Origin of the sequence: Vibrio mexicanus, from assembly GCF_001012815.1 — a bacterium.
Taxonomy (GTDB): Bacteria; Pseudomonadota; Gammaproteobacteria; order Enterobacterales; family Vibrionaceae; genus Vibrio; species Vibrio mexicanus.
In genome coordinates this window covers 41418-63719 of the sequence record NZ_JYJP01000127.1, presented here as the reverse complement: position 1 = coordinate 63719, position 22302 = coordinate 41418, and the positions used below count along the sequence as shown (strand labels likewise).

Below are 22302 nucleotides of genomic sequence, written 5' to 3'. Positions count from 1 at the left end.
TATGCATCATCAAATCGGCACCCATCATTGCATTTGGAATTAACATTGGCCGCAGTGTATGGCGCTCAAACGTGACACAAAACTCAATGATTACGGCGTACTTCTAACTTTTCTCAAACAATTTAGACCCAGTATTTCAAAGGCCTTTCTGTATACAAAACCAGGATGATTAAAGGGCTGAAGGTAAATTCGCTACAGTTCAATGACCTACGTGGTCACAGCCTCTTGCGCTAATATCAAAAAATTTATGATCGATATTAATTCTTGCTCGTATCTAATTTCCGACGTCACAACAAATCGACCTGATTACAAATTGATAGAGAAGGAAAATCTCATGATTAGAAAAATCACAACCATGTTCGCTGCGTTACTGTTGTTCACTTCAGTTGCGCATGCTGACCACCACGGTATGAAAAAAGACATTGTTGACGTTGCAGCTGGCAATGGCTCATTCAACACACTAGTGGCTGCCGTTAAAGCAGCAGGGCTGGTCGACACTTTGAAAGGCGAAGGTCCATTTACTGTGTTTGCGCCGACTGATGACGCTTTTGCGAAATTACCAGAAGGTACGGTTGAGTCGCTGCTCAAGCCAGAAAACAAAGACAAGTTAGTTGCTATTCTCACGTATCACGTTGTGTCTGGCAAAGTGATGGCCGCGGATGTTGTCGGCTTAACTAGCGCCACAACCGTGCAAGGCAGCGACGTGTCAGTGAAGGCGAGCGACAAAGTGATGATTAACGATGCAACCGTCGTGATGGCAGATGTCAAAGCGAAAAACGGCGTCATTCACGTAATTGATACAGTTTTAATTCCGCAATAAAACGTTTGAAAAGTGCATATGGATTGCAGTCCAAAAACAACCAAGTTCTACTGCATAAAAGTGCTCACCGAATTGCTTGATTTCCCAGACGCCCGCAAGGAAATCGAGCACCCTACTCTCGATGTGTCCGCGTCGAGAGTTTTTTTATCCCAAATGCCCTGAGCTCAATCTCGCCGAAATAGTGAATTTAAATACCTAGATTTATAGTTACCCAACTACCATGGTCGAAATCACGCCGTTTTTGTTGTGGTAGTGACCATCGAAACAGGTGCCTTTTTGGTAGACATCATTTAAATCTTCATTAAGCACTAAGCAAAACTCCCCCGTTTCTGGAGTTAGGCTGACTAATCTTGCGGCCTCAAAGCCAAAAAACTTACCCACGGTTGGGTGAAGCGCTTTAAATAAACTCTCTTTGGCGGAAAAACAGAGGGTGAAAAACTCTGGAAAGGGCAATGGCGACGTTAACGAATCCATCAACTCGGAATCGACAAGAATCGATGAGGACAGCTCTCTCGCGCGATGTTCTTCAATCATAACTTCGCAATCAATACCGACATAATTGACTGTCTCACTTGGCAGCGTAATCGCCATCGCCAAATTGCTGGTGTGAGAAATGCTGCCTACGATACCTTCAGGCCAAATAGGCGATCGGTTTACACTGCGCCCAACATTCTCATACACACCAAGCGATTGAAGGGAAGATTTAGCACAGATTCGCCCTGCCAAAAACTCAGCCTTGCGCTTATCAACGGCACCTTCAACATGTTTTTGTCCCAAAATCTCAAATTCGGCAAAGTGTATTTCCATGAAAAGGTCAGGCTCAAAGCCACACATATAAATGTCGAAATGAGGTGCAGATTTAAAGTTGAATCGTTCAACGTCGGTGAGAAATGTCACGTTACCATCACATCTAATGAAAAAAGAAAGCTTAGCAACTCTGTGTGCTTTGATCGCCTTGATTGTGTGGAATGTGGGGGCTAGATAGGCAAACGAAGTCATATTATGAAAAAGCGCCAACTAATGCTTGAGGAGCGTCTCAATAATTGGTGTTGGCGCTTCTAGAGATCTAAAAAGGGGGATTGTAGTATTAAGTCCTATAAAGCACTTTCACTACGTGCCATCCAAATTTGGTTTTTACTAGGTGAGGAACAAGAGTTTCGCCAGTAAAGCAAACTTTATCAAACTGTGGCACCATCTGACCTTTCTTAAACTCACCTAGATCGCCACCTTTTTTACCTGATGGACAGTTCGAATATTTTTTGGCTAGCGTTTGAAACTTCGCGCCCTTCTTTAGCTGCTTGATGATGTCTTCTGCTTGTTCTTTGTGCTTCACTAAAATATGAAGTGCGGCTGCTGTGCGTGCCATGGGGATTCCTCATGAAATTTTTGCGTATTCTAACTGAATCCTATGAGATCTTCATCCAAACTAAAGCCTGTTATTGATCAATTTAGTCGCAGTTAGACACTAAAACGCTACTGCTATAATTGCTCATTGGGCTAGATCGGTTACTATAACTTGAGTTCGTACTTTTGAGACACAAGATGGCAAAGACAATTAGTAAAGCAAATCAATCGCAAGGAATGCTGATGTTTACGTTAAATATGCAGAAGCAACTGTTCGCGATTGGGACGCTGAAAGTCAGGGAAATCGTTCCTTATTTGCCAACGACGCAAATCCCGTACTCTCATCATCATGTCGTTGGCACCGTATCGATTCGAGAGCTGACTGTACCAGTGATTGACATGGCGGCCGCGATTGGCTTTCGCCCTATCGCGCCTGAAGAATATAAAGATTGCTACTTAATCGTCACTGACTGTTTGAGAACGGTGGTGGCGTTTATGGTTCGCTCAATTGAAAAGATCATTGAATGTAATTGGCGATCCATTGAGCCTTCTCCAAGCACTGCCGGACATAATGTCTTTGTCACGGGAATTACTCGCTATGAAGACAAAATCGTTCAAATGCTGGACGTTGAGTTGTTGCTTTCTAAAATTTATCCGCAGTACGAATCAGCCAAAGTGCCAATGTTGACTGATATTGAGCGCGAGCGATTAAAAGCCCTCAACATCCTGTTGGTTGATGACTCTTCGATTGCGCGTAAGCAGCTTTCTGATGCTTTGGATCGAATTAATATCCCATATCAAATTTGTCGAAATGGGATTGATGCTTTGGATTTGATGAAGGCTCAATCAGGAACGCCACAATCTATTGACCTACTTGTGAGCGATATCGAAATGCCCGGCTTAGATGGTTATGAATTGGCGTTCGAAGTGCAAAATTCACCTGATTTGTCGAACTCTTACCGTATTTTGCATACCTCGCTTTCTAGTGAGATGTCATTAGAGCGAGCTCATCAAGTCGGAGCGCACGAGGCGCTTGAAAAATTTAATGCCGCGGAGCTAATTGAAGCGATGCTAAGAGGCGCAAAGCAGTTGGAAGAAGGATTACCGCAAACCGATTCCATCGTAATGTAATTGCAGCTGTTGTTAATAAGCCGAGCTTAACTGCTCGGCTTTTTTATATCTATTGCTCGTTTGCTAACACACTACTCAAACTGACCTAACCAGGTTTTAAACACTTGGTTCATTTGTTCTTTATCTTCATCAGATAAAGATGCGACCAAATCATGTTGAAGCTTCACGTGCTCATCCATGACTTCTTCGATCAAATGAAAACCTTTTTCGGTGAGCTGCACCGTCACGCTTCTTCTGTCTTCTTGGCTGTGTGTCCGCGCGATCAAACCCTTACTATCAAGCTTGTCTACTCGATTCGTCATCGCGCCAGACGTCAGCATGAGCGAGTTGATAAGGTCTGAGGGAGTAAGTGAATAAGGCTCACCACTTCTGCGCAGCGTCGCAAGAACATCGAACTCGCCGATTTTCAAATCATAACGCTTGTGCAGCTGAGCAACACTCGATTCTAAATGCTTGGCGATGCGCAATACTCTGCCCATCATTGCCATTGGTTGTGTATCGAGGTGAGGCTTCTCCTTCGCCCACTGCACGATCACGCGATCTATCGCATCTACCATGGAATACTCCAATGTATCACTGAATGGTTTATCTCAACGTAAAGATACTTTACAACGAGTAACTTTAGGCGTACATTCTTTTTTATCTTAATGTAAAGATATTTTATATGAACATATTGCTCGCAATGATCCCCGCCACGTTTTGGGGAACCACATACGCTGTCACCCAGTATGCGTTAGCAGACTGGCCGCCTTTACTGCTGGGCGCTTTGCGCGCCTTACCTGCTGGTCTGTTGCTTCTTGCGCTAAAACCTAGCTTGCCACAAAAGCAGGATTGGCCAGTGCTGATTCGATTGGGTTCAATTAACATTGCGGCCTTCTTCAGCCTAATCTTTGTTATGGCACTGACTCTCCCTTCTGCTATTTCGGGTGTTGGCATGGTATCAGTACCCGTATTTGCGATGATGTATTTATGGCTTATCCATAAAAAGCGCCCTAACCTAGTACAAGCGATATCCGGTGGATTAATCATCTTACTGGCTTGGAACTTATTTGATCCTAGCTCGATTTCACTCAACCCTATTGGCCTAGTTGCTATGCTGGCTGCGATTATCTGTATTGTTGTGGGTAGTAGCCTGACTCAATCTTTGGGTAACCGCATGCATTGGTGGAAGGTGCTCACTTGGCAACTCATTATAGGCGGTGTGATTCTATCTCTATTTGCTCTGGTCCATGCGTTATTTGTGCCGCAGCAATACATGCAAAGCATAGCTAATATTGATATTAAAAATCTTGGTGGGTTGCTGTGGGTTATCCTGCTTAATACAGCGTTAAGTTATGGTATGTATGTGTGGCTACTGCAACGTATGTCTGTCGTCGACTTCTCATTTGGAGGGATTGCCAATCCAATAGCTGGTATTCTGAGTGGTATGTTATTGGTCGGTGAACGCTTTACTGCAGTTCAGTATGGCTTGATGGCCGCCATGATCATTATGTCGTTGTTACCGCAAGCAATATTGGTGCTTCGCGAAAGAGCGAAGCGGCCTATTCGGGCCAGAACGTGATCCGATTCCCGTATTAAGGCTCTGACACCCGAATTAATCCGCTAAGCTTAATTTAGAATATCATGTACGGCTTAGCTGTGGTAAAAAGAGCCCCAATTAGATTGTTTTAGTTTCGGACGAATCCAAATGCACGACCTCAATGCCTTGCATGTTTTTTTAACCTTAATGCAATGCCAATCAACACAAAGAGCAGCGCGTAAGTTAGGACGTTCTCAGTCTTACATTTCCAAAGTTCTTGCGCAGTTGCGTGAAGATTTAGATGACCCACTTTTCACGCGAAGTAACGAAGGCTTATCCCCAACTTCTTATGCCATTTCAATTGAGCCCAAACTACGTAAAGCACTCGAAAGCGTTAACCTTGCATTAGAACCCGCTACCTTTTCTCCTGATAGGGTCGATAAAGTCACCATACACATGGCAGAGCCTTATGTGGTCGCGTTTGGCAAAAAACTCATCCAGGAGATTCGTAAAGAGTCCGATGCACTTATTGAACTTCGTACATGGAACAAAGTCAGTGAAAGCATGATCATTGATGATGAAGTGGATATTGGCCTTCACGTATTAACAGATAAACCGCAAACCATTTATCAACGACGAGTTCATACCGGTTCTGCGTACTTCAACGGCAATGAAGATGGTGATTACATCAAGTTTATCGTCTCAGGTTTCAACGACCATACCAATTACTACCACGTGTTACGCCCCGACATTGAAGAGCGCGTCATTGTCGATAATTACTCAGTGATGACGGAAATGATGGATATCGGTTATACGCTGAGGTACCACCGCTTGGACAGCCCAAATCCAGACTCTCACATCAATATTGAAATTGCGTTGATCATGAAAGCATCAAAGCGCCATTCGCCTAAGCTAGTGTGGTTGAGTGACCTGATTACACGAATTGTTAACGCTTAAGACAAACCAAAAAAAACCGCCTTTTCAGGCGGTTTTTGCAACTAGACGAGATTAAAAGGTGACGCTAACCCCAACAAAGTGAATACGTCCATCAAACTGGCCTTTCATATTCAATGCATTATCGATTTCAGTCGAACCTAAATCAGCGTACTCGTAGAACATGTCAAACGTGTACTCGTCCCACTGAGTGGAAGCACCGACCGAATAACGCCATTGTTCTCCCACAGGTAAATCCACCCATTGCTTGCTTGGATCATCAAGTGGAGACGTTTCGTAAGAAACACCGGCTTTCAAACGCCAAGCATCATTCAGTCTGTAATCTGTACCTACCGCAAAATGCCAAACATCATCCAATCTCGGGGAATAGTAGGTGAAGCGCCACCTTCTAGATTAAACACCGACTGATCCCAGTCAGACCAACTGTGAAACTGGATCGATGCTAACAAGTTAAGATCTGAGTTAACTCCGTAGCGAACACTGAAATCCGTAATCGCTGGAACATCGATATCTGCATTGACTCTAGTACGAGAGCCTAATGGTCCAGAAATATCGGTGCCAAAGCTGTGTTCAACTTTCGAACGGTAGCTCAAACCAAAATCAAGGTTTTCTGCATGGCGATACATCACACCAAAGTTATAACCGAACGCCCAATCAGACGAGTCTTCCACTGTTGCTTGCCCAAAAAACAAGGTTTGCTCAAGCTTGCCCAGCTCATTTGAACACCAGCGCCAAAGGACCACTGGTCATTCATTTTGTATGCAATCGTCGGGTTAACTTGCGCCACAGCTAAGTCGATGTCGTTCAATAAAGCACTGCCAGCCCAACGAGTGCCGTAATCAAGCGCTGAACCGCCCGCTACGCCCGCTGCAATACCTAAATGAATTTGTTCATTAATCTGGTGGGCATGAAAAATACCAATGGTCGGTGCCACAGTACTGGCCTTGCCGTCTAATGCTTCTTTGCCGATACCGTCATGCTTGTACTTCATTTCTAGATCAAATACCGACATATTGAGCGTAGTTTGTCGCTCGCCCATGTGCGACATCGTCGCTGGGTTAGTCCACTGTGCCGCAGCTGATTGAGTGTAAACACCATCTCCTGCACCTACAGTACCGGCATTTGCGACGACCGCTTCTTGTAGAAAAATACCACTCGCCAGTGCAGACATAGGGGCCAGCGATGCAACGAGTACAGAATGGGTCAGTAGGCTTTTGTTAAAGCGTTTGATGGCAGTGCGTTGATTTGATTTCATTATCGGACCAAATTGCGTAGTTAATTTTTGGAATCGCTCTAAGACTTGAGCTAAGTCCCTATTCTACTTAAGGCATCTCCTACAAATGGAATAACCGTTATTCTTGGTATGTAGATGCTGATATAAAAAAACGCCCTCACTTGAGGGCGTTTATTTAGATTAGAAACTTACTCATCACTTCTTGTTACAGTGCAGACAAGTAAGCCTTGTATGCTTTCAGGCGAACGGTTGCACCACCAATGATGTCCATAAAACCAAGCATTGGATGCGGTTTCTCTGCCGAGATCCAACCCGAACCGGTCGCGCCAATTGGGACGTTGTAACCTGCTGGCTCTTCGAACTCAATAATAACCGTACGACCGTGAGAACCCATATTGTTACCCACATGCTGGCGAACATGTTGCGTACCATTGATCACTGAGACTCGAGCTTCACCCGTTCCGGTTGTAACACTATGAACACGACCACGGAAAATCTCACCTGGGTAAGCATCGACATAGAACTCAGCGAACTGGCCTTTCTTGATACCGCGATAGCTTTGGTCTGCAATACGCATTTCTACGAATTTTTTATTCGTGTTATAAAGGTGCATATTACCAACTCGTGTTCCCTCAGCGATGTTTGCAATTGAAATTTGCCCATCAAATGGCGCTCGGATTTCACGACGCTCATTTTGCCATAGCGCCGCAGAGATTTGCGCTTCAATTGATTGAATTTGTGCATTCGCAGACGCAATGCTTGCAAAATTCGCATCTATTCGAGTACGTAGATCGTCTCTGTCTTGTTCTTGAGCAAAGTCATCTAACCGAGTCAATCTGTCTAGCTGTCTTTCGTCATTCTTAATCTGATGGTGAAGCGCTAAAATTTCTGCTTCCGCCGCTGCACGTTGTGCTTCAAGACCACGGATTTGTGCGTCAGTGTCCACGTCTTTGAGCGTGTAGATAAGATCGCCCTTTTTTACTTGTTGGTTATGGGTTACAAACACCTGCTCAACTTCTTGCCCGATAAGCGGACTTAACACCGCATGCGGAGCTTTAACGGTGGTACTGTCAGTCAAATCTGCAGGTGACCAAAAGCGGTGAGCAGTGAATAGCATAAAGGCTAGAAAACCACCGGTACCAATCATGATTACGGCATTTCGCAAAGTCCACTGAACAATGCCAGCCTTAACTAGAATGATACAAACTAAAATGTAAGGGAGCATAATCTCTTTCATTGGGTCTACTTCTCAGATTTTGGTTCAGTGGACATTGGTTCAGTAGATATCGGCGTAACACCCTTGCGGATGATATTTGAAATTGACTCCGATACCACATCCCAACGTGTGAATGCGATGATGATAGCCAGCACCCACCACGCTTTATTGATGAACAAACCACAAAGGGACAAGGCGAAAACAATTTGCGTATGAGCCGATGACATGGCTTGCGCTTTATGCACGGCTACCTCATGCAATTGCCATAATAAGTAGAGAACATAAACAACAATCGCGATAGTAACAAAGAATACAAAGCCCATGAACACTTCAGAATCGAGAAGCTTCAAAATAGTTGGGTAACCATTTGAAAAGTAATCTTCTGGAAGATCTTTACCGTGGATAGTGCCAAGCTTAGACAACAGTATCGAAGCACCTACGAGAGTACCCATATAAATTGCCCATCTGATGACGAAGGAGAGAGTGTTATTTATGATCCTTACAATTCGATTACCCTCTTCCTTTGAGGCAACTGTTAGTATCTTGGGTGCAGACATAGATTCTTACCTTGATTTTATTTTCTGGAAGTAGTCTAGCATATATGGCGCCTACATTGAGAATAACCGTTATTCCAAAGGAACTTATTTACCCAGCCATATTTCAAATTGTAAATAAATAGAATTAGTAATTAACTAGCGTCATTAATGAGAGGTTCGTCATAGTTAGGTAAGGCTTAATAGGTAAGACCGTTTTTTTGACATCACTGCCCCTCGTTCTTCAATTGATATAGCACTTTGAACATGCTAATAGCAACTAAGTTAGTGCGTCTTTAAAAACGACAACGCCTCGCTAAAAGCGAGGCGTTGCATCTTCGAATTAACGAATCCCTTTTTGCAAGACACGTTCCAGCAGCAATATTTGCCTTGATAAGCGATTGCGCTTAAACACGAGTACCGTTTTAGGGAGCCAGCGCAGTGCTGCCAAAGTGCGGGCAGCACAGTTTATCGCACGTTGACTCCCCTTGCCCGCTTCTTCCAACCACTGATTAAGCATTTCAACTCGCGTTTTTTGGCTCACCTTATTTAAACGATAAGAATCCAGCAGAAGCAACAAGGTGTCTCTCGCCATTAAATTTGGGCAACCTGAAATTCGGGCCTCTTCAAAATCCACAAAAGTGACCGAACCTGACTCATTAATGAGGATATCGCGCATGGCTGGACGCCCATGAATCACTTCATTTTGATGGAACTTTACCAATGCATCCATCGCCCTTTGTAAGCGAAGCTTTGGGTGAACTTCGTGTGGTAATGTGATTGGCTGCCCACCACACTCCGTAACAAACAGACCACGCCCTTCCATAATAATTTTTGGTACTGGCAGTGATTTTTCGTACGCGGTTCTTAACGTTTTTTGCTCCAATAGGAAGCGTGTCTTAGTATCTAGTCCGCTATGTAAGATCCAGTCACTAGTACCCTGAAACCACCTAAAGATTCTATTTATCCCTCTGTTTAGTAAATTCCTTTTATGTTCTCCACATAACTTTATCCAGTACCTCTGGTCATGTTTTTCCAACATGTGTACAAAAGTTTTTCTGTGCTTGAAGCCCATAATTCTACCACTACTGCTTTAGGTAACTTTGTAACGCCGCATTCATTAAAATGATGTTGGGACGAAAATCATTTATGCACCTAATTTTATATTATACTGTATTGTAAAGTACCGAACGGTATCTAGAAAGGCACTACAACGTTACGTTACAATTTAATGAATATTAGTAATGTTTGTGCTTAATTTATCGTTTTTTTAGCGAACATAAAGGAATATGAGAAATTCGAATTTGGAAACGTAGTAATGGCGGATGGCGGATACCGGACGATGACCAACTATGTAGCCATAAAATGGTGGGTTTCTACTACCTAGCTCTCTTTTTATGTACTGTCCTGATTTCGCGTCGATTTTGTTTGATATACTGACTTAACGATCAGTTTCTAAGGGAAATGCTATGTCCAAAACCGTCAAGCTCCATAACGAAGATAAGCTGGTAAAAAAGGCTGTAGAAGTCGGTCTTAAAATGGCAAAGATGCAAGGGTTCGACTTACCCACCTCTCCTCAACCAACGAAAATTAAAGCGGTGTATCTTTTCCTTGTCGGAGTCAATCAAATCCCTCCCTCCCTGAAGACAAGATGGATGGCGCAAATCTTAAGAAACGACTCGCGCTATGGATTCATAAGGCATTGCCTGACAACGATCCACTGAAGTAACCTCGATAAAGCCAGCGCTACCAACGCTGGCTTTTACATGTATCTCTAGTACTCGATCAATTGTTAATAAGTCTCGGTTATGAGCAGTGCTAATACGTATAATCTTGAGCGATTGTTATGAAAGGAGAAGACGCAATGGATTTCAACTCAATTCTACTGTTTATTGTTGCTTGTCTTACCATCAATATGATTCCTGGACCTGATGTCGTTTACATTGTTTCAAATACAATGAAAGGTAAGTTTACCAGCGGTATGAAGGCGGCATTTGGATTGGGTGTTGGTTATTTTGTTCACACGCTTGCTGCTTGTTTGGGTCTCTCTGCCATTATCCTGAGTTCTGCGTTGGCCTTTAGTATTGTCAAATGGCTTGGTGCAGCATACTTAGTCTACTTAGGCGTTCAAGCGCTGCTGTCAATGTGGCGTGGGAAGAGCACTCTTGTTGTTCGCGATGAAGTAGAATCTCAACGTGGAGTGTTTGTCCAAGGTGTCGTGGTCAGTATCTTGAACCCAAAGGTCGCCCTATTCTTTTTATCCTTCTTACCTCAGTTCATTGACACGACTCATGGTTCAGCAAGTTCGCAGTTGCTGATGCTTGGGCTCGTATTTAGCGCTCTCGCGACGCTATGCAATATTCTGTACGCCTGCGTAGGCAGCTGGGCGTTTAGCCGTGCAAATTCACAACACTACACTCGAATCATGGAAGGTGTGTCTGGTGTACTTCTTATCGGTTTAGCTAGTAAAGTGGCTTTAAGTGAGCGTTAAAATCGCAAGCCAATATTATTGGAACTAAATCAATAAGTTTGGACTCCAACTATGGCTTATTGGCTTGAAAGGAGAAACGGCTCATGACATGGACTAACAAGGTACTTCGACTATTTAAGAATAATGTAGGTTTTATTATGTTCTTAGTTGGTCTTGCCTTTTTCCGCACTGCGGTCGCTGATTGGAATCGGGTACCCAGTGGCTCAATGGAGCCAACCCTATATGATGGTGATTGGCTAGTCGTGAACAAAATCCATTATGGTCCATCTCTGCCATTTGCCAATAAACGCCTGTTCGATTATGGCGGCCCAGAACGAGGTGACGTTGTTACGTTCGTTCCACCGCATACCACCCAGCTCTACGTTAAACGCGTAGTGGGTATACCTGGCGACCACATCAGTTTCGCTGGGCGAGAAATCTTCGTGAATGGCGAGAAACTTACGTCTACAAAAGTCCCTTCAGATAGTAATGCGGACATCAATCTTGAATACCTAGATGGTGCAAGCCACTTTATCCAATACGGCGAGGAAGGCAATCTACCAAAGATCAATGGTGCCTTTACCGTTCCTGACGATAACTACTTTGTCCTTGGTGACCATCGTAACAACAGTGCAGATTCTCGATATTGGGGTTTTGTAGAAAGCGACAAAATCATGGGTAAAGTCACACACGTCGCTTTTTCAACATCTCACGACCGTTTTGCAGAACGCTTTGCGCTTGAGATTCATTAGAACCCCGTTCGATACGCAAAGATAGAGAAGTTGCTATGGAAAACACCAATCAATATAAGCTATTCAATCTTTTTCTTCCTCTGGTGTAACAGGCTCGGCGCATTGTGCGCTCAATGTTCACTGTTAAAAATAGCTAAAGAAGACGCATTTAAAAGCTTTTCAAGCCTCTGAAAGACGGGGGTACGTCGACGTCGAATCGGTGCCAGAGAATAGAACGAAACTCAAAGGGCAAGCGGTGACGGTGATCAAAGGTACAATGAGTATTCCCAACTAAAGGGGCAAGTCACCACTTTATTGAGTCAAAAGTGGTGACAACAATTATTGCACAGATGTCTTGGCTTTAATACGTAAGTAAATTAGTCGTATAACGGTATTAACAGGCACTTACATCTCTTGCTAGTCTGAACTTCTTATTCGGCAAATTCCAAACTTTAGCAAGGAAGATTAACGGCTTAAATTAACGTTAAATCAGACAAACCAAGGAGCATAGATGAAAACGGTTACTTTATCATTAAGTATGGTGACGATGGTGTCGTCTCTTTCATGGGCGTCTGAATCTAAACCTGAGTCTATCAGCTCTCTTTCAGTTGAGCGCGAAAACGGCTCAACCATTCATTATTATCTTGATAAGTCCAAGCCAGATTCAGAAGCACTACTGGTTATCGCTCAAGCTCTGATTGCAACAGTGTTCGCCAAAATACTCGCATCAATAACGAATTTTCCCAACTCATTCCAGATGCCGATGTACTCACCGTGGAGAAGTATGGTATCAACGAATCACTTGTCTGGGATGCAAATCCCAATCGGGAGGACTGTCCTGCCGAATACATACAAAATGACTCCCCAGACCAACGTGTTCAAGACTATGTTCAGGTGTTCGACACATTAGATGCAGAGAACCAGTATGACTACATCGTTTTCATTGGGGGAGTGAAGGTGCGGTCGTGGCGGGAATGGTGGCGTCCCAAGTCAACTATATCGATGCAACGATTGCGTTCAATGGTGGTGGGCGCAAGTTCATTGATGATGTATTACACAGTATGAAAGCTGAAATGGGCTCTGGCGAGGCCTATCAAGAAGCTTCGAATGGCTTTAAGGGTTTCCATAATCACGTACTAAATAGTGAGCCCTTTGACTTAAATATAAGTGGCCATGGTTACGTATGGTGGAGAAACATGTTCGAGATCGATCAAACAGCGGTTCTATCTCAGGTCAATTCACCTCTTCTTCTTATCCAAGCAGGCATGGACAAAAACGTTTCGGTGGAACTTGCCACAATCCAAGCGGACACTCTGCAAAAAAGTAAATCCAATATTGCCTTTAAACTCTACGAAGAACTCGACCACTCACTCAAAACCACCGATGGCGAAAGCGCTGTCAGTCTTGTCCTTAAAGATGTTCAATCATGGTTGCCAAAGCGTCAATGAACGATTTTGTAAGCGAAATTCTCAAAACTAACCCGAATCATCGAGGTATCGCGGGTATAAGAGAACAATCCCATGCTTCGTTGTGACTGAACGAAACTAAACCCATTAGAGCGTTTATTCATATTCTCAACGAAGCATAAGCCTTCAACTCGCCAGTTTTGCCCTATACTTAGGCTAAAATGTTCCGCTCATAGAAATGAGCACAACAGCATAATAAGCACTTCAAACTGTGTAACTGACGACAGCGCTAGGAAACAAGAAGTTTGATTTGAGACGATAGTATTAGGCTAATCCAAGCCATATTGTCGTGCTCGGAGGTGAGCGATATGAACATCGGCGTTGTCTACTGGTTTGTAATTAGGTTGGTTTTAATCTTAGCGGTTGCGCCACTTGGTCTCTATTTTGGGGGTATTTGGCAACCTACGCTGGAACCATCGCATGGTTACCTGACTCGGACTTCCTCATCCAATTTACCGTGTTCGTCGCGATAGTCTCACTTCTCTCTATGATAAAACCGAGTTGGCGAAAACCTGCACTCTTTGTACTTTTTAGCTTAGCGGCCATGTTTGTTTTTCGAATGCATATTGGCAATACCTATGAAATATTTGGTGTCACTTACGCAGCAGCCATGATCCAAGTTTGGGCTATTAGCATTATCGGTTTACTTCATTTTTTACGCCCCAATAAAGTCACACAACCTCTATTGGTTTTACTCCCAATATCAGCCGTTGGCTATTTCCTCTACTTTTCCATTCTTAAAAACATGCAACTCACCTTTGAACTTGTCAAAAGTTACGCTCTAATTGAGTCAGGGGAAATATCCTCGACGACATTTCAGCAAATGTTAGAAGGCGTACCCGATTACTATCTTTCTAGCATGATAAGTGGCTTGTATGGCTTTCTTCTCGTGTTTGTTTACTATGCCGCTAATTGGCCCAAATACTTGCCGAAATTGAAATAACCCAGATATCACCGATTTCACATTCATGTGGCCCATCAAAGCTAATTGGGTTTTATCTTTAATTTACAAAGCGTTACTTATCTATCTATTAACTTCGCCGAACGTTTGCTAAATAGTTTGGCGTGAAAAGCTTGTTCTAGTAGTCTCTGAGCATACATAACAATTAGAAGGAGAATTTCGCTTGTTTAGCCACATAATGTTGGGATCGAATGATATTGAACGTTCCAAAGAGTTTTACGATGCTATCTTATCCGTTTTAGGTTACTCGGAAGGAGTCATTGACGCTAAAGGCCGTTGTTTTTACATGAGTAAAGAGAGTGTCTTCGGTATCACCAATCCAGTTAATGGCGAACCTATGAGTATAGGAAACGGCGTGACGATCGGATTTAAAGCCAGTAGCCCAGAACTGGTCGACGCATGGCATGAAGCCGGTTTGAGAAATGGCGGCACTACCTGCGAAGAACCACCTGGGATCAGAGCAACCCCCGAAAGAAAGCTGTATATGGCTTATTTACGTGACCCATTTAGAAACAAGATTTGCGCGACGCACTTTATGGTTTAATCGCCAAGTATGCGTACACGTAACCCGCTCGTCTTGTCGATTCAATAACCTCTGATTGCTAACTGACACACAGACCGATTTGAGCTACCAACTAATTAAGGAAATTTATCGATGATCACTTGCTACATTCGATACGTCATTAATCCCAAAAAAGTCGCAGAGTTTGAAACCTACGCCCGCATGTGGATACCGCTTGTTGAGAAATTTGGCGGGACACACAATGGTTATTTTCTTCCCTCAGAAGGCGCCAACAACATCGCTTTGGCTCTGTTTAATTTTGAAAGCCTTGCTGCCTATGAACAATATCGAGCTGACTCGCTAAATGATCAGGAGTGTATCAAAGCTTTCCAATATGCAGACAACGTTGACTGTATCGTTAGCTACGAGCGAAGTTTCTTCCGCCCTGTTTTAGGTTGATTAAGCGATTACATCCACCTAATTAAATAACTAAGGCCGCATCTTGCGGCCTTGATTGCAACCTGCTAGCCATTGGGGTTTATGCCGAGCGTTGACGCCATTCACCATTGATGAAAGATACAAGCTCACGGAGCCCTTCCTCGACTGTCGTTTTCGCATGGATATTGATCTCTCTGTTCGCTTTACTTGGGTCCCCAATTGACCGGCGAATATCTCCTCTACGCGCTGGCTGATAGCTGATTTCTGTCTTATAACCGGTGATGCTCATCAGCGTTGTAGCAAGCTCGTTGACCGACATCGTTCCTCCGCGACAAACATTGTAAACTTTAGCCTCCGCGCCGACATTCTGCATTGCAGCCATCAAAAATCTAACGACATCTCCGACATAAATAAAATCTCGAGTTTGTTCTCCATCTCCGAATATCATCAGTGGTTGGCTTGCCATGATTCGATCTGCAAAGATTGAAATAACGCCGGAGTAAGGCGATTTTGGATCCTGACGCGGCCCAAACACATTAAAGAAACGCATACCAGTCGTCGGCACTCCATGAACAAGAGAAGCCACGCGAGCGTGTAGCTCTGACCCAAGTTTATCTGCACCATATGCGGTCAGCGGGCTCGGTGCTTCTTTCTCTGACAACGGCATATTTTCGTTATCACCATAGATAGCCGCCGAAGAGGCATAGACAACGGGCGTGCTGTTTGCTCTTGCGGCTTCAAAAACACGAATGCTTCCAGTCAAGTTTACTTCGTGGGTTTCTACCCACGCTTCATTCGAGCGCTCTACCGATGCGATAGCAGCTAAGTGAAAGCAGCCGTCCATACCCTGCATTGCGGCTTCTACCACACTGGGCTCACATATATCTGCCACCCTGACTTCGCAATGCCTTGGAACATTGCTTCGATGCCCGGTAGAAAGATTATCTAAGATCCTCACACGATGCCCCTGCGCCATTAACGCATCCACTAAATGAGAACCGATAAACCCGCAACCGCCTGTAACTAGATAATGTGCCATAACTGCCTCTGTCTTTATTTTAATCCTGACAGTGCAATTGCAAGGCTTTGCCAAACTACCAATACAACTTTAATTCAGTCTAATTATCGCAAATCAATCTAATCAAGCTGTTGTTTTATAATGAATTATTATCAAATCCTGATGGTACAATCTTGCTCAGTTCGCTGAGTACTAACCTTTTCCATCCCCCTATCTTTCGTCAATTTGAGAAGTTATTTGTCAAAATGAACGCTCACTTTCAAAATGAGAAATTTGCGCACTAGTCTAAGCCCATGTCGATTTAACGAAAGAATTAACATGGCTGTAATAGCGTGTACGCGTCCTAAATTTATTTGGTGTTGTAGCACAAGTTTTTAACCAACGGCTTGTTAACCCATCCTTTTTCATTAGCGTAAGCTATCTATTTACTCTGTTGCCCTTTCATCGGGAGTCAAAATGAACATCGCTATCTATATTTATGACGAAGCCGAAGTCCTCGATTTTGCTGGGCCATTTGAAGTATTCAGCACAGCGAAAAGACTTAGAGCGTCTGACTGGAATGTGTTTTTTGTGGCAGAAAAGGCGGAACCCGTCTTCGCGCGCGGTGGCCTTAATGTCCTGCCTCACTACACAATCGAAGAACATCCCGATGTCGATCTTCTGGTTGTCGTTGGCGGTGTTCATACCGAGGAGATGAACAACAGCAAAGTTATTAGCTGGATACAAGACGTCGATACTAAAGCGTCAAAAGTGGTATCGGTTTGCACTGGCGCATTTCTGCTTGCAGGTGCAGGATTGCTCGACAACCTTTCCGTCACAACACATTGGGAAGATATCCCTGACTTAAAGCGCCAATTCCCTACCCTTGACGTTCTAGAGAACAAACGCTGGGTTAGCTCAGGTAAATATACCACTTCAGGCGGAATCTCTGCGGGCATTGATATGAGTTTGCATTTGGTATGCGAGCTCATCGATCTAGATTTTGCGAATCAAGTCGCCCACCAAATGGAGTATCGTTGGGAAAAATCATGACCATTGAATCGAGTATCGCACTTTTTATCGCCATCGCTTTATCCGCAGCGATCCCGGGGCCTTCAGTGCTCGCCGTCGTATCACGTACATTATCAGCGGGCTGGATTCAAGGGCTATTGGTTGTCATTGGCGTGCTCATCGCGGATTACGTGTTTATCGTTTTAGCTATTACTGGTTTGGCTTTCATAGCGAATTTGATGGGCGACCTAGCAGGTATTATCAAGTACCTTGGTGTTGTTTACTTGTTTTGGCTTGCTTACCGAACATGGTGCCAACCCGCAGTGACTAGTGATATTACCGAGGTGAAATCAAAAGCAGCAAGTCACGCTAGCCTTTTGACGGGATTCATAATGACACTGAGCAACCCGAAGGCCATTCTTTTTTATATGGGCTTTTTTCCTGCGTTCATCAATTTACAAGCCATAACAGTCCAACAGTCTTTCATCGTTATCGCGATCTCAACGCTCGCTGTCGGCGGCGTGTTATCTCTTTACGCTTTGTTCGCCACAAAATCTCGTCGCTATTTTGTAAACAGTCAAAGCAAGCACTGGCTTAACAAGATATGCGGCGGTGCTTTTGCAAGCTGTGGCACCTTTCTATTATTGAGAGATAGCTAGAGAGCTGGCATAACCTCGTTTATGTTGTACAAACCCTTGAAATTTTAACCAAGCTAAACCTGTCTAATAAAAAGAATAGGGAGAGTGCTATGAAGAAATTAACCAGTTTGTTTGCAACCTTGATTTTATGGTTTGGGTCGGTGTCATCCGCTGCCGCAATTGAGCCTACGTACACTGACTTTTTTGGTAACGCTATTCGAGGCTATGATCCGGTTGCCTATTTCACTGAAAGCAAACCGACCAAAGGAAGCAATAATTACAAACTAGAATGGAACGGTGCAGACTGGCACTTTACTTCGCAAGAAAATCTAGAGCTATTTGCGGCTAACCCCAACAAGTACGCACCTCAATACGGCGGATATTGCGCTTGGGCCGTGAGTAAAAGATATACCGCAAAAATAGACCCTAATGCATGGTACATCCATGACGATAAACTTTATCTTAACTACAGCAAATCTGTTCAATCGACTTGGCAGCAAGACATCCCTGGAAACATTGCTAATGCCGACAAGTTTTGGCCACAGCTATTAGATGACTAGTTAGCTCAGGCGCGCATAAGTTTACAGGATGAGCTTAACTCCATAAGATAAGCTAACAATGTTTCTGCTAACTGACGCTAATTACCGCTATGATCCAATGGCCGTGCCTGTTCAAACTTGAAGGCGATGATGAACTTATCTTTCTATCTTCCGAGCTTGAACTGATTAAGGAACTTCAAGCTCTGATTTGGAGTGAAGAGGATTTATTAATTGACAGTTGTGGCAATCAATATCAAGTCGTAAACGTATCTGCTTCGGTTCAATACCAATTGTTAAGTGTCAAACTGTCATTGCAGCAAGTCACTGAACTCATTCAAGCCCACGAATTTTCTAAAGCCGAAATATGTATCACCAAAATCCAGTTTCCCGATGTTACTTCCGCGATCGAGGCATTGCGCCCTGCATAGATTTGATCACTACTTTGGAACGACTCTTGTCCGTGAAAATAGAAGGTTGTACCGTTTTCATTGATAGTTGAAACTGATCGCATATAAGATTCAGTCGTTCGCCACCAGCCAAGTAAAACGTTAGGCTACGTCTACCTTTTGGCTTGGAGAGCAATATGATTTCACCGCAAGATTTTAGAATCGATAATCAATCCTTAACATTTAGGGAGGATGAATATCCACTGGCTAAAATAAATCGAGTGCGTGTTAAAACCAATACCATCAAAGATCATCTTGTCAGATTAATCATTATTGGCCTTCTCGTTTCGAGCATTGTTTGGGCTATATGCCTGCAGGGTTCGGTAAACTCACTGGGCCATTTTCACTCATTGTCGGTATGCTAGCAGCGCTGTTGACGATCCGAAAGTATGAACTGCAAATTGAATTTAAACACATCGATGAGACTGGCCTTCAATGGGTATCTGTCGCCAAGGCAAACAACGCGAAAGCCAAAAGTCTTTTTGATGAACAAGCCCGATGTCTCGCGCAAAATCTTTCGTAGTAACTGATTCAGACAACTCTACATTACTGCTTTAACAACTGATTAGTATTTTATTTTCGAGCATAGAACACGCTCCAAACACTTTAAATCAGGTTCGCATAAGCGATAGCGGTAAACACACTCACACACCAAGGAGTTGAATATGGAATGTTAGTTTATTGCCAAAGATGAAGACTATACATTCTTGGACCTGTCTTCTCCTACATTCAAAGAGGAGGCGGTTCAATTGGTTGAACATGGATTTATTTAACAAGCTGAAATTGTCCCTGCTGACAGCCCGGAAGAAGCGGAGAAACTGTTTAAAGCAGAACATCAAGGCTTGTTCAGAAAGCTCAATATGTTGCTAGGGTCGTTCATAACCCCTGAGTATCACCGATAATTGATAGTTATAGCTGTCACCGAGATTAACCAGTCCATCGTTATGGACTGGCTTTCTTATGCTTGCTAGTAAGGTTACGCACAGCTATAGAAATGAAAACTTATAACATGCTATGTTACATAAATAAATAACAAGACTACATTCAAGGAATGAATAGATGAACAGGAACAGAAATGTACTCGCTTGGGCGTTTATGGGCATTGGGGCTGCTATGGGTTCGGAGCACTACTTTCACTATTTCGAACACTCACTCAGTTGAATGCAGACTTCCTTCCATCACTAATTCTAAATCTCATTATCAGTGCCCTTTTCGTACTTTCCGCTTACAGCGGTTACGGCCTCTTAAACAATAAAAACTGGGCTTACCCTGCTCTGTTCAAACTTTCCTTTGGTTGGCTGTTTATCTTTCCGATAGGAACCATACTCGGGCTGTACTATTTTTGGTTCAACTATAAGTATAGTAAGAGCGCATCCTCATGATTGTCGATTAGATCGACGTAAAAACCTTTTTAAACAGCCAGCGTAGAGCCCGAACTGGGAGGCCAGTATTTTAAACGCAGTATTATGGATGTCAGGCACTATCGTTTCCTTTTGCTTGATGGCCATTGGCGCTCGAGAACTGAGCGGAGAGATTAACAGCTCTCAAGTCATGTTAATACGAAGTGTTGTCGGATTCGTAGCAGTCACCATGATTATTATCGCCACCGGCAAGCTTAGCGACATTCAGTCTCAAAAAATAAAGCTGCATGGTATTCGCAACCTATTCCACTTTATGGGGCAATACGGTTGGCTGCTCGGCATCGCCGCCTTACCGTTGGCGGAAGTATTCGCTTTGGAATTTACCGTTCCATTATGGACAGCCATCATCGCGTGCTTATGGCTGGGCGAGCCACTCAGTCAAAGAAAGTTGTTGTCGATTTTTCTGGGCTTGATTGGCGTTGTGATTATCTTAAAGCGACGTCCGATATATTTGATGCTTCCGCATTTATTGTATTGGGAGCTGCGATTTGCTACGCCATTTCACATACATCAACCAAGGCTCTTGCGAGTACTGAAAGCCCCCTCACCATACTCTTCTATATGTGCAGCATTCAAATGCCAATGAGCTTGCTGCTCAACCTAAACGGTTGGGTATCCCCAAGCTCGACACAATGGTTCTGGCTACTGATTATTGGCGTTACTGCGCTTACCGCGCACTTTTGTATCACTAAAGCCATGCAAACTGCCGAAGCCAGTGTGGTCGTAATCTTAGATTTTCTTCGATTGCCGGCTATTGGCATCGTTGGAGCCATCGCCTATGGAGAGGATATCGACTTCGCGCTGTTCATTGGAGCACTAGTCATGCTTGCGGGCAACCTAATCGCCATCGTCAGATCCAAGCGCGTCAAAAAGCGACACCGTAACGTAGCGTGACACACAAACCATACTAGTGGCTGCGCACAATAATTGAGGATAAATAGATGTCAGAACACTTCGCCAAAATCAGTTGGAAACGTAAGCCCACTGAAACTTTTAGCGATAATCAATATAGCCGAGAGCACACATGGGAGTTTGATGGTGGCGCGATCGTTCCAGCGTCTCCTTCTCCTCATGTTGTTCCAGTCCCACTCTCTGTTGAAGCTAACGTAGACCCCGAAGAGGCCTACATTGCCGCGCTCTCGAGTTGCCACATGCTGGTATTTCTTGCGATCGCGGCCAAGCGTAAATACGTCATTGATAGCTATGAAGACGAGGCGGTTGGTATATTGGGCGAGAACGATGAAGGAAAAACTTCCGTCACCAAAGTAACATTGCGTCCTAAAATTGTCTTTGCTGGAGAACGACAACCCACCACTGAACAGCTAGAAAAGTTGCATCACCTCTCTCACGAAAACTGTTTTATTGCTAACTCAGTTAAAACAGAAGTCGTCACTGAAATCATCCAATAGCCAGAATAAAACTTAGCGAATCTCTATGAAACAAAACATCGTTCACATCGCGCTTGTCGTCAATGACTACGACGAAGCAATCAACTTTTACGTCAACAAGCTCAAGTTCGAGCTCTTGGAAGACACCTATCAACCCGAGCAAAATAAACGTTGGGTTGTGGTCGCTCCGCCGAACTCACACGGTGTGGCCCTGCTCCTTGCTAAAGCGTCTAAGCCAGAGCAAGAGGATTTCATTGGGAACCAAGCAGGTGGCCGCGTCTTTTTGTTCTTAAACACGGATGACTTCTGGCGTGACTACGGACGAATGAAGTCAATTGGTATCGAGTTCATCCGAGGGCCACAAGAACAAGAATATGGCACAGTAGCCGTGTTCAAAGATCTCTACGGCAATTTGTGGGATTTACTCCAGCTCAATTCAGACCACCCAATGGCTAACCGTTGAACAACACTCTGTTTGTTACCTTACCCCACGCAGCACAAATGGAATGATCCAAAGATGATTCACTGCGTATTAAGCGCAAT

At 43.9% G+C, this 22302-nt stretch carries 27 protein-coding genes and 2 pseudogenes; 21 read left to right on the top strand and 8 right to left on the bottom strand.

Going from position 1 to position 22302, the window contains the following annotated elements:
* The first annotated feature begins 334 nt into the window (after positions 1–334).
* On the top strand, positions 335–820 hold the full coding sequence (locus tag UA76_RS19590) for a fasciclin domain-containing protein (protein ID WP_047049603.1): 486 nt from the start codon (positions 335–337) through the stop codon (positions 818–820).
* Between the two features lie 207 nt (positions 821–1027).
* Here UA76_RS19590 and UA76_RS19585 read toward each other — a convergent pair whose 3' ends face one another.
* Together UA76_RS19585 and UA76_RS19580 are read right to left on the bottom strand one after the other, a co-directional pair.
* Entirely contained in the window at positions 1028–1717 is a 690-nt protein-coding gene (locus tag UA76_RS19585; protein ID WP_162198966.1) for a 4'-phosphopantetheinyl transferase family protein, read from the bottom strand.
* Positions 1718–1907: 190 nt separating this feature from the next.
* Positions 1908–2186 carry a peptidylprolyl isomerase gene (locus UA76_RS19580; RefSeq protein ID WP_047049602.1) on the bottom strand — a complete coding sequence of 93 codons (279 nt, stop codon included), beginning with the start codon at positions 2184–2186 and terminating at the stop codon, positions 1908–1910.
* 176 nt (positions 2187–2362) lie between these two features.
* Between UA76_RS19580 and UA76_RS19575 the strand changes: the two genes are divergently transcribed.
* Positions 2363–3295 carry a chemotaxis protein gene (locus UA76_RS19575; protein WP_047049601.1) on the top strand — a complete coding sequence of 311 codons (933 nt, stop codon included), beginning with the start codon at positions 2363–2365 and terminating at the stop codon, positions 3293–3295.
* A 71-nt stretch (positions 3296–3366) separates the two neighbouring features.
* Here UA76_RS19575 and UA76_RS19570 read toward each other — a convergent pair whose 3' ends face one another.
* On the bottom strand, positions 3367–3852 hold the full coding sequence (locus UA76_RS19570) for a MarR family winged helix-turn-helix transcriptional regulator (RefSeq protein WP_047049600.1): 486 nt from the start codon (positions 3850–3852) through the stop codon (positions 3367–3369).
* A 107-nt stretch (positions 3853–3959) separates the two neighbouring features.
* On the opposite strand from UA76_RS19570, the gene UA76_RS19565 reads away from it, so the two are divergent.
* Both UA76_RS19565 and UA76_RS19560 read left to right on the top strand, forming a co-directional pair.
* A complete protein-coding gene (locus UA76_RS19565) occupies positions 3960–4856 on the top strand; it encodes a DMT family transporter (protein WP_047049599.1) in 897 nt (298 codons plus the stop codon).
* Positions 4857–4982: 126 nt separating this feature from the next.
* Entirely contained in the window at positions 4983–5771 is a 789-nt protein-coding gene (locus UA76_RS19560; protein ID WP_047049598.1) for a LysR family transcriptional regulator, read from the top strand.
* Positions 5772–5822: 51 nt separating this feature from the next.
* Here UA76_RS19560 and UA76_RS19555 read toward each other — a convergent pair.
* From UA76_RS19555 to UA76_RS19540, 4 genes and pseudogenes are all read right to left on the bottom strand, one after another.
* A pseudogene (locus tag UA76_RS19555) lies at positions 5823–7023 on the bottom strand (OmpP1/FadL family transporter).
* 184 nt (positions 7024–7207) lie between these two features.
* Positions 7208–8239 (bottom strand): HlyD family secretion protein, encoded by a 1032-nt coding sequence (locus UA76_RS19550; RefSeq protein ID WP_047049597.1) that lies wholly within the window; start codon positions 8237–8239, stop codon positions 7208–7210.
* A gap of 5 nt (positions 8240–8244) precedes the next feature.
* On the bottom strand, positions 8245–8670 hold the full coding sequence (locus UA76_RS19545; RefSeq protein ID WP_420340931.1) for a magnesium transporter: 426 nt from the start codon (positions 8668–8670) through the stop codon (positions 8245–8247).
* Between the two features lie 424 nt (positions 8671–9094).
* A complete protein-coding gene (locus UA76_RS19540; RefSeq protein ID WP_047049595.1) occupies positions 9095–9637 on the bottom strand; it encodes a BUD32 family EKC/KEOPS complex subunit in 543 nt (180 codons plus the stop codon).
* Between the two features lie 583 nt (positions 9638–10220).
* On the opposite strand from UA76_RS19540, the pseudogene UA76_RS19535 reads away from it, so the two are divergent.
* The 8 genes and pseudogenes from UA76_RS19535 (at position 10221) to UA76_RS19505 (ending at position 15340) form a co-directional block, all read left to right on the top strand.
* Positions 10221–10480, top strand: a pseudogene (locus tag UA76_RS19535) (DUF5062 family protein).
* Positions 10481–10615: 135 nt separating this feature from the next.
* Entirely contained in the window at positions 10616–11242 is a 627-nt protein-coding gene (locus tag UA76_RS19530) for a LysE family translocator (protein ID WP_047049593.1), read from the top strand.
* 83 nt (positions 11243–11325) lie between these two features.
* Positions 11326–11973 (top strand): signal peptidase I, encoded by a 648-nt coding sequence (gene lepB, locus UA76_RS19525; RefSeq protein ID WP_047049591.1) that lies wholly within the window; start codon positions 11326–11328, stop codon positions 11971–11973.
* A gap of 490 nt (positions 11974–12463) precedes the next feature.
* On the top strand, positions 12464–12862 hold the full coding sequence (locus UA76_RS23535; protein WP_052772118.1) for a hypothetical protein: 399 nt from the start codon (positions 12464–12466) through the stop codon (positions 12860–12862).
* A 64-nt stretch (positions 12863–12926) separates the two neighbouring features.
* Positions 12927–13400 carry a prolyl oligopeptidase family serine peptidase gene (locus UA76_RS23530; protein WP_238322365.1) on the top strand — a complete coding sequence of 158 codons (474 nt, stop codon included), beginning with the start codon at positions 12927–12929 and terminating at the stop codon, positions 13398–13400.
* Between the two features lie 577 nt (positions 13401–13977).
* Positions 13978–14361: a hypothetical protein gene (locus UA76_RS19515; protein WP_157617687.1), complete on the top strand. Its 384-nt coding sequence runs from the start codon at positions 13978–13980 to the stop codon at positions 14359–14361.
* A gap of 181 nt (positions 14362–14542) precedes the next feature.
* The gene (locus UA76_RS19510) at positions 14543–14923 is read left to right on the top strand and encodes a VOC family protein (protein ID WP_047049586.1); all 381 of its coding nucleotides are present in this window, start codon (positions 14543–14545) and stop codon (positions 14921–14923) included.
* Between the two features lie 111 nt (positions 14924–15034).
* The gene (locus tag UA76_RS19505; RefSeq protein ID WP_047049584.1) at positions 15035–15340 is read left to right on the top strand and encodes an NIPSNAP family protein; all 306 of its coding nucleotides are present in this window, start codon (positions 15035–15037) and stop codon (positions 15338–15340) included.
* A 79-nt stretch (positions 15341–15419) separates the two neighbouring features.
* On the opposite strand, the gene UA76_RS19500 is transcribed toward UA76_RS19505, so the two are convergent.
* Complete coding sequence (locus tag UA76_RS19500) at positions 15420–16358, bottom strand: NAD-dependent epimerase/dehydratase family protein (RefSeq protein ID WP_047049582.1); 939 nt, start codon at positions 16356–16358, stop codon at positions 15420–15422.
* A gap of 435 nt (positions 16359–16793) precedes the next feature.
* Here UA76_RS19500 and UA76_RS19495 point away from each other — a divergent pair, with 435 nt between their 5' ends.
* From UA76_RS19495 to UA76_RS19460, 9 genes are all read left to right on the top strand, one after another.
* Positions 16794–17369 carry a DJ-1/PfpI family protein gene (locus UA76_RS19495; RefSeq protein WP_047049580.1) on the top strand — a complete coding sequence of 192 codons (576 nt, stop codon included), beginning with the start codon at positions 16794–16796 and terminating at the stop codon, positions 17367–17369.
* Positions 17366–17986 (top strand): LysE family translocator, encoded by a 621-nt coding sequence (locus UA76_RS19490; protein ID WP_047049578.1) that lies wholly within the window; start codon positions 17366–17368, stop codon positions 17984–17986. The genes UA76_RS19495 and UA76_RS19490 overlap by 4 nt, the downstream gene beginning before the upstream one ends.
* An 89-nt stretch (positions 17987–18075) precedes the next feature.
* Complete coding sequence (locus UA76_RS19485; RefSeq protein WP_047049575.1) at positions 18076–18525, top strand: YHS domain-containing (seleno)protein; 450 nt, start codon at positions 18076–18078, stop codon at positions 18523–18525.
* A gap of 89 nt (positions 18526–18614) precedes the next feature.
* Positions 18615–18932: a DUF4144 family protein gene (locus UA76_RS19480; protein ID WP_047049573.1), complete on the top strand. Its 318-nt coding sequence runs from the start codon at positions 18615–18617 to the stop codon at positions 18930–18932.
* A 316-nt stretch (positions 18933–19248) separates the two neighbouring features.
* Entirely contained in the window at positions 19249–19473 is a 225-nt protein-coding gene (locus tag UA76_RS24955; protein ID WP_238322361.1) for a hypothetical protein, read from the top strand.
* Between the two features lie 947 nt (positions 19474–20420).
* Complete coding sequence (locus UA76_RS25505; protein WP_337588555.1) at positions 20421–20957, top strand: DMT family transporter; 537 nt, start codon at positions 20421–20423, stop codon at positions 20955–20957.
* A complete protein-coding gene (locus UA76_RS25500; protein ID WP_337588554.1) occupies positions 20846–21265 on the top strand; it encodes a DMT family transporter in 420 nt (139 codons plus the stop codon). Before UA76_RS25505 ends, UA76_RS25500 begins: the two co-directional genes overlap by 112 nt.
* Positions 21266–21312: 47 nt before the next feature.
* The gene (locus UA76_RS19465; RefSeq protein WP_047049570.1) at positions 21313–21780 is read left to right on the top strand and encodes an OsmC family protein; all 468 of its coding nucleotides are present in this window, start codon (positions 21313–21315) and stop codon (positions 21778–21780) included.
* A gap of 25 nt (positions 21781–21805) precedes the next feature.
* Entirely contained in the window at positions 21806–22222 is a 417-nt protein-coding gene (locus UA76_RS19460) for a VOC family protein (protein WP_047049569.1), read from the top strand.
* The last annotated feature ends 80 nt before the right edge of the window (positions 22223–22302 follow it).

Excerpts from the sequence above, each read along its gene's own strand:
- UA76_RS19575 (WP_047049601.1), top strand. The coding sequence starts at position 2,363 with ATGGCAAAGACAATTAGTAAAGCAAATCAATCGCAAGGAATGCTGATG.
- UA76_RS19480 (WP_047049573.1), top strand. The coding sequence starts at position 18,615 with ATGATCCAATGGCCGTGCCTGTTCAAACTTGAAGGCGATGATGAACTT.
- UA76_RS19515 (WP_157617687.1), top strand. The coding sequence starts at position 13,978 with ATGCATATTGGCAATACCTATGAAATATTTGGTGTCACTTACGCAGCA.
- UA76_RS19460 (WP_047049569.1), top strand. The coding sequence starts at position 21,806 with ATGAAACAAAACATCGTTCACATCGCGCTTGTCGTCAATGACTACGAC.
- UA76_RS23535 (WP_052772118.1), top strand. The coding sequence starts at position 12,464 with ATGAAAACGGTTACTTTATCATTAAGTATGGTGACGATGGTGTCGTCT.
- UA76_RS19560 (WP_047049598.1), top strand. The coding sequence starts at position 4,983 with ATGCACGACCTCAATGCCTTGCATGTTTTTTTAACCTTAATGCAATGC.
- UA76_RS19570 (WP_047049600.1), bottom strand. The coding sequence starts at position 3,852 with ATGGTAGATGCGATAGATCGCGTGATCGTGCAGTGGGCGAAGGAGAAG.
- UA76_RS19565 (WP_047049599.1), top strand. The coding sequence starts at position 3,960 with ATGAACATATTGCTCGCAATGATCCCCGCCACGTTTTGGGGAACCACA.
- UA76_RS25505 (WP_337588555.1), top strand. The coding sequence starts at position 20,421 with ATGTCAGGCACTATCGTTTCCTTTTGCTTGATGGCCATTGGCGCTCGA.
- UA76_RS23530 (WP_238322365.1), top strand. The coding sequence starts at position 12,927 with ATGGTGGCGTCCCAAGTCAACTATATCGATGCAACGATTGCGTTCAAT.
- UA76_RS19505 (WP_047049584.1), top strand. The coding sequence starts at position 15,035 with ATGATCACTTGCTACATTCGATACGTCATTAATCCCAAAAAAGTCGCA.
- UA76_RS19495 (WP_047049580.1), top strand. The coding sequence starts at position 16,794 with ATGAACATCGCTATCTATATTTATGACGAAGCCGAAGTCCTCGATTTT.
- lepB (WP_047049591.1), top strand. The coding sequence starts at position 11,326 with ATGACATGGACTAACAAGGTACTTCGACTATTTAAGAATAATGTAGGT.
- UA76_RS19465 (WP_047049570.1), top strand. The coding sequence starts at position 21,313 with ATGTCAGAACACTTCGCCAAAATCAGTTGGAAACGTAAGCCCACTGAA.
- UA76_RS19580 (WP_047049602.1), bottom strand. The coding sequence starts at position 2,186 with ATGGCACGCACAGCAGCCGCACTTCATATTTTAGTGAAGCACAAAGAA.
- UA76_RS19545 (WP_420340931.1), bottom strand. The coding sequence starts at position 8,670 with ATGGGTACTCTCGTAGGTGCTTCGATACTGTTGTCTAAGCTTGGCACT.
- UA76_RS19485 (WP_047049575.1), top strand. The coding sequence starts at position 18,076 with ATGAAGAAATTAACCAGTTTGTTTGCAACCTTGATTTTATGGTTTGGG.
- UA76_RS19530 (WP_047049593.1), top strand. The coding sequence starts at position 10,616 with ATGGATTTCAACTCAATTCTACTGTTTATTGTTGCTTGTCTTACCATC.
- UA76_RS19590 (WP_047049603.1), top strand. The coding sequence starts at position 335 with ATGATTAGAAAAATCACAACCATGTTCGCTGCGTTACTGTTGTTCACT.
- UA76_RS19490 (WP_047049578.1), top strand. The coding sequence starts at position 17,366 with ATGACCATTGAATCGAGTATCGCACTTTTTATCGCCATCGCTTTATCC.
- UA76_RS19550 (WP_047049597.1), bottom strand. The coding sequence starts at position 8,239 with ATGAAAGAGATTATGCTCCCTTACATTTTAGTTTGTATCATTCTAGTT.
- UA76_RS19500 (WP_047049582.1), bottom strand. The coding sequence starts at position 16,358 with ATGGCACATTATCTAGTTACAGGCGGTTGCGGGTTTATCGGTTCTCAT.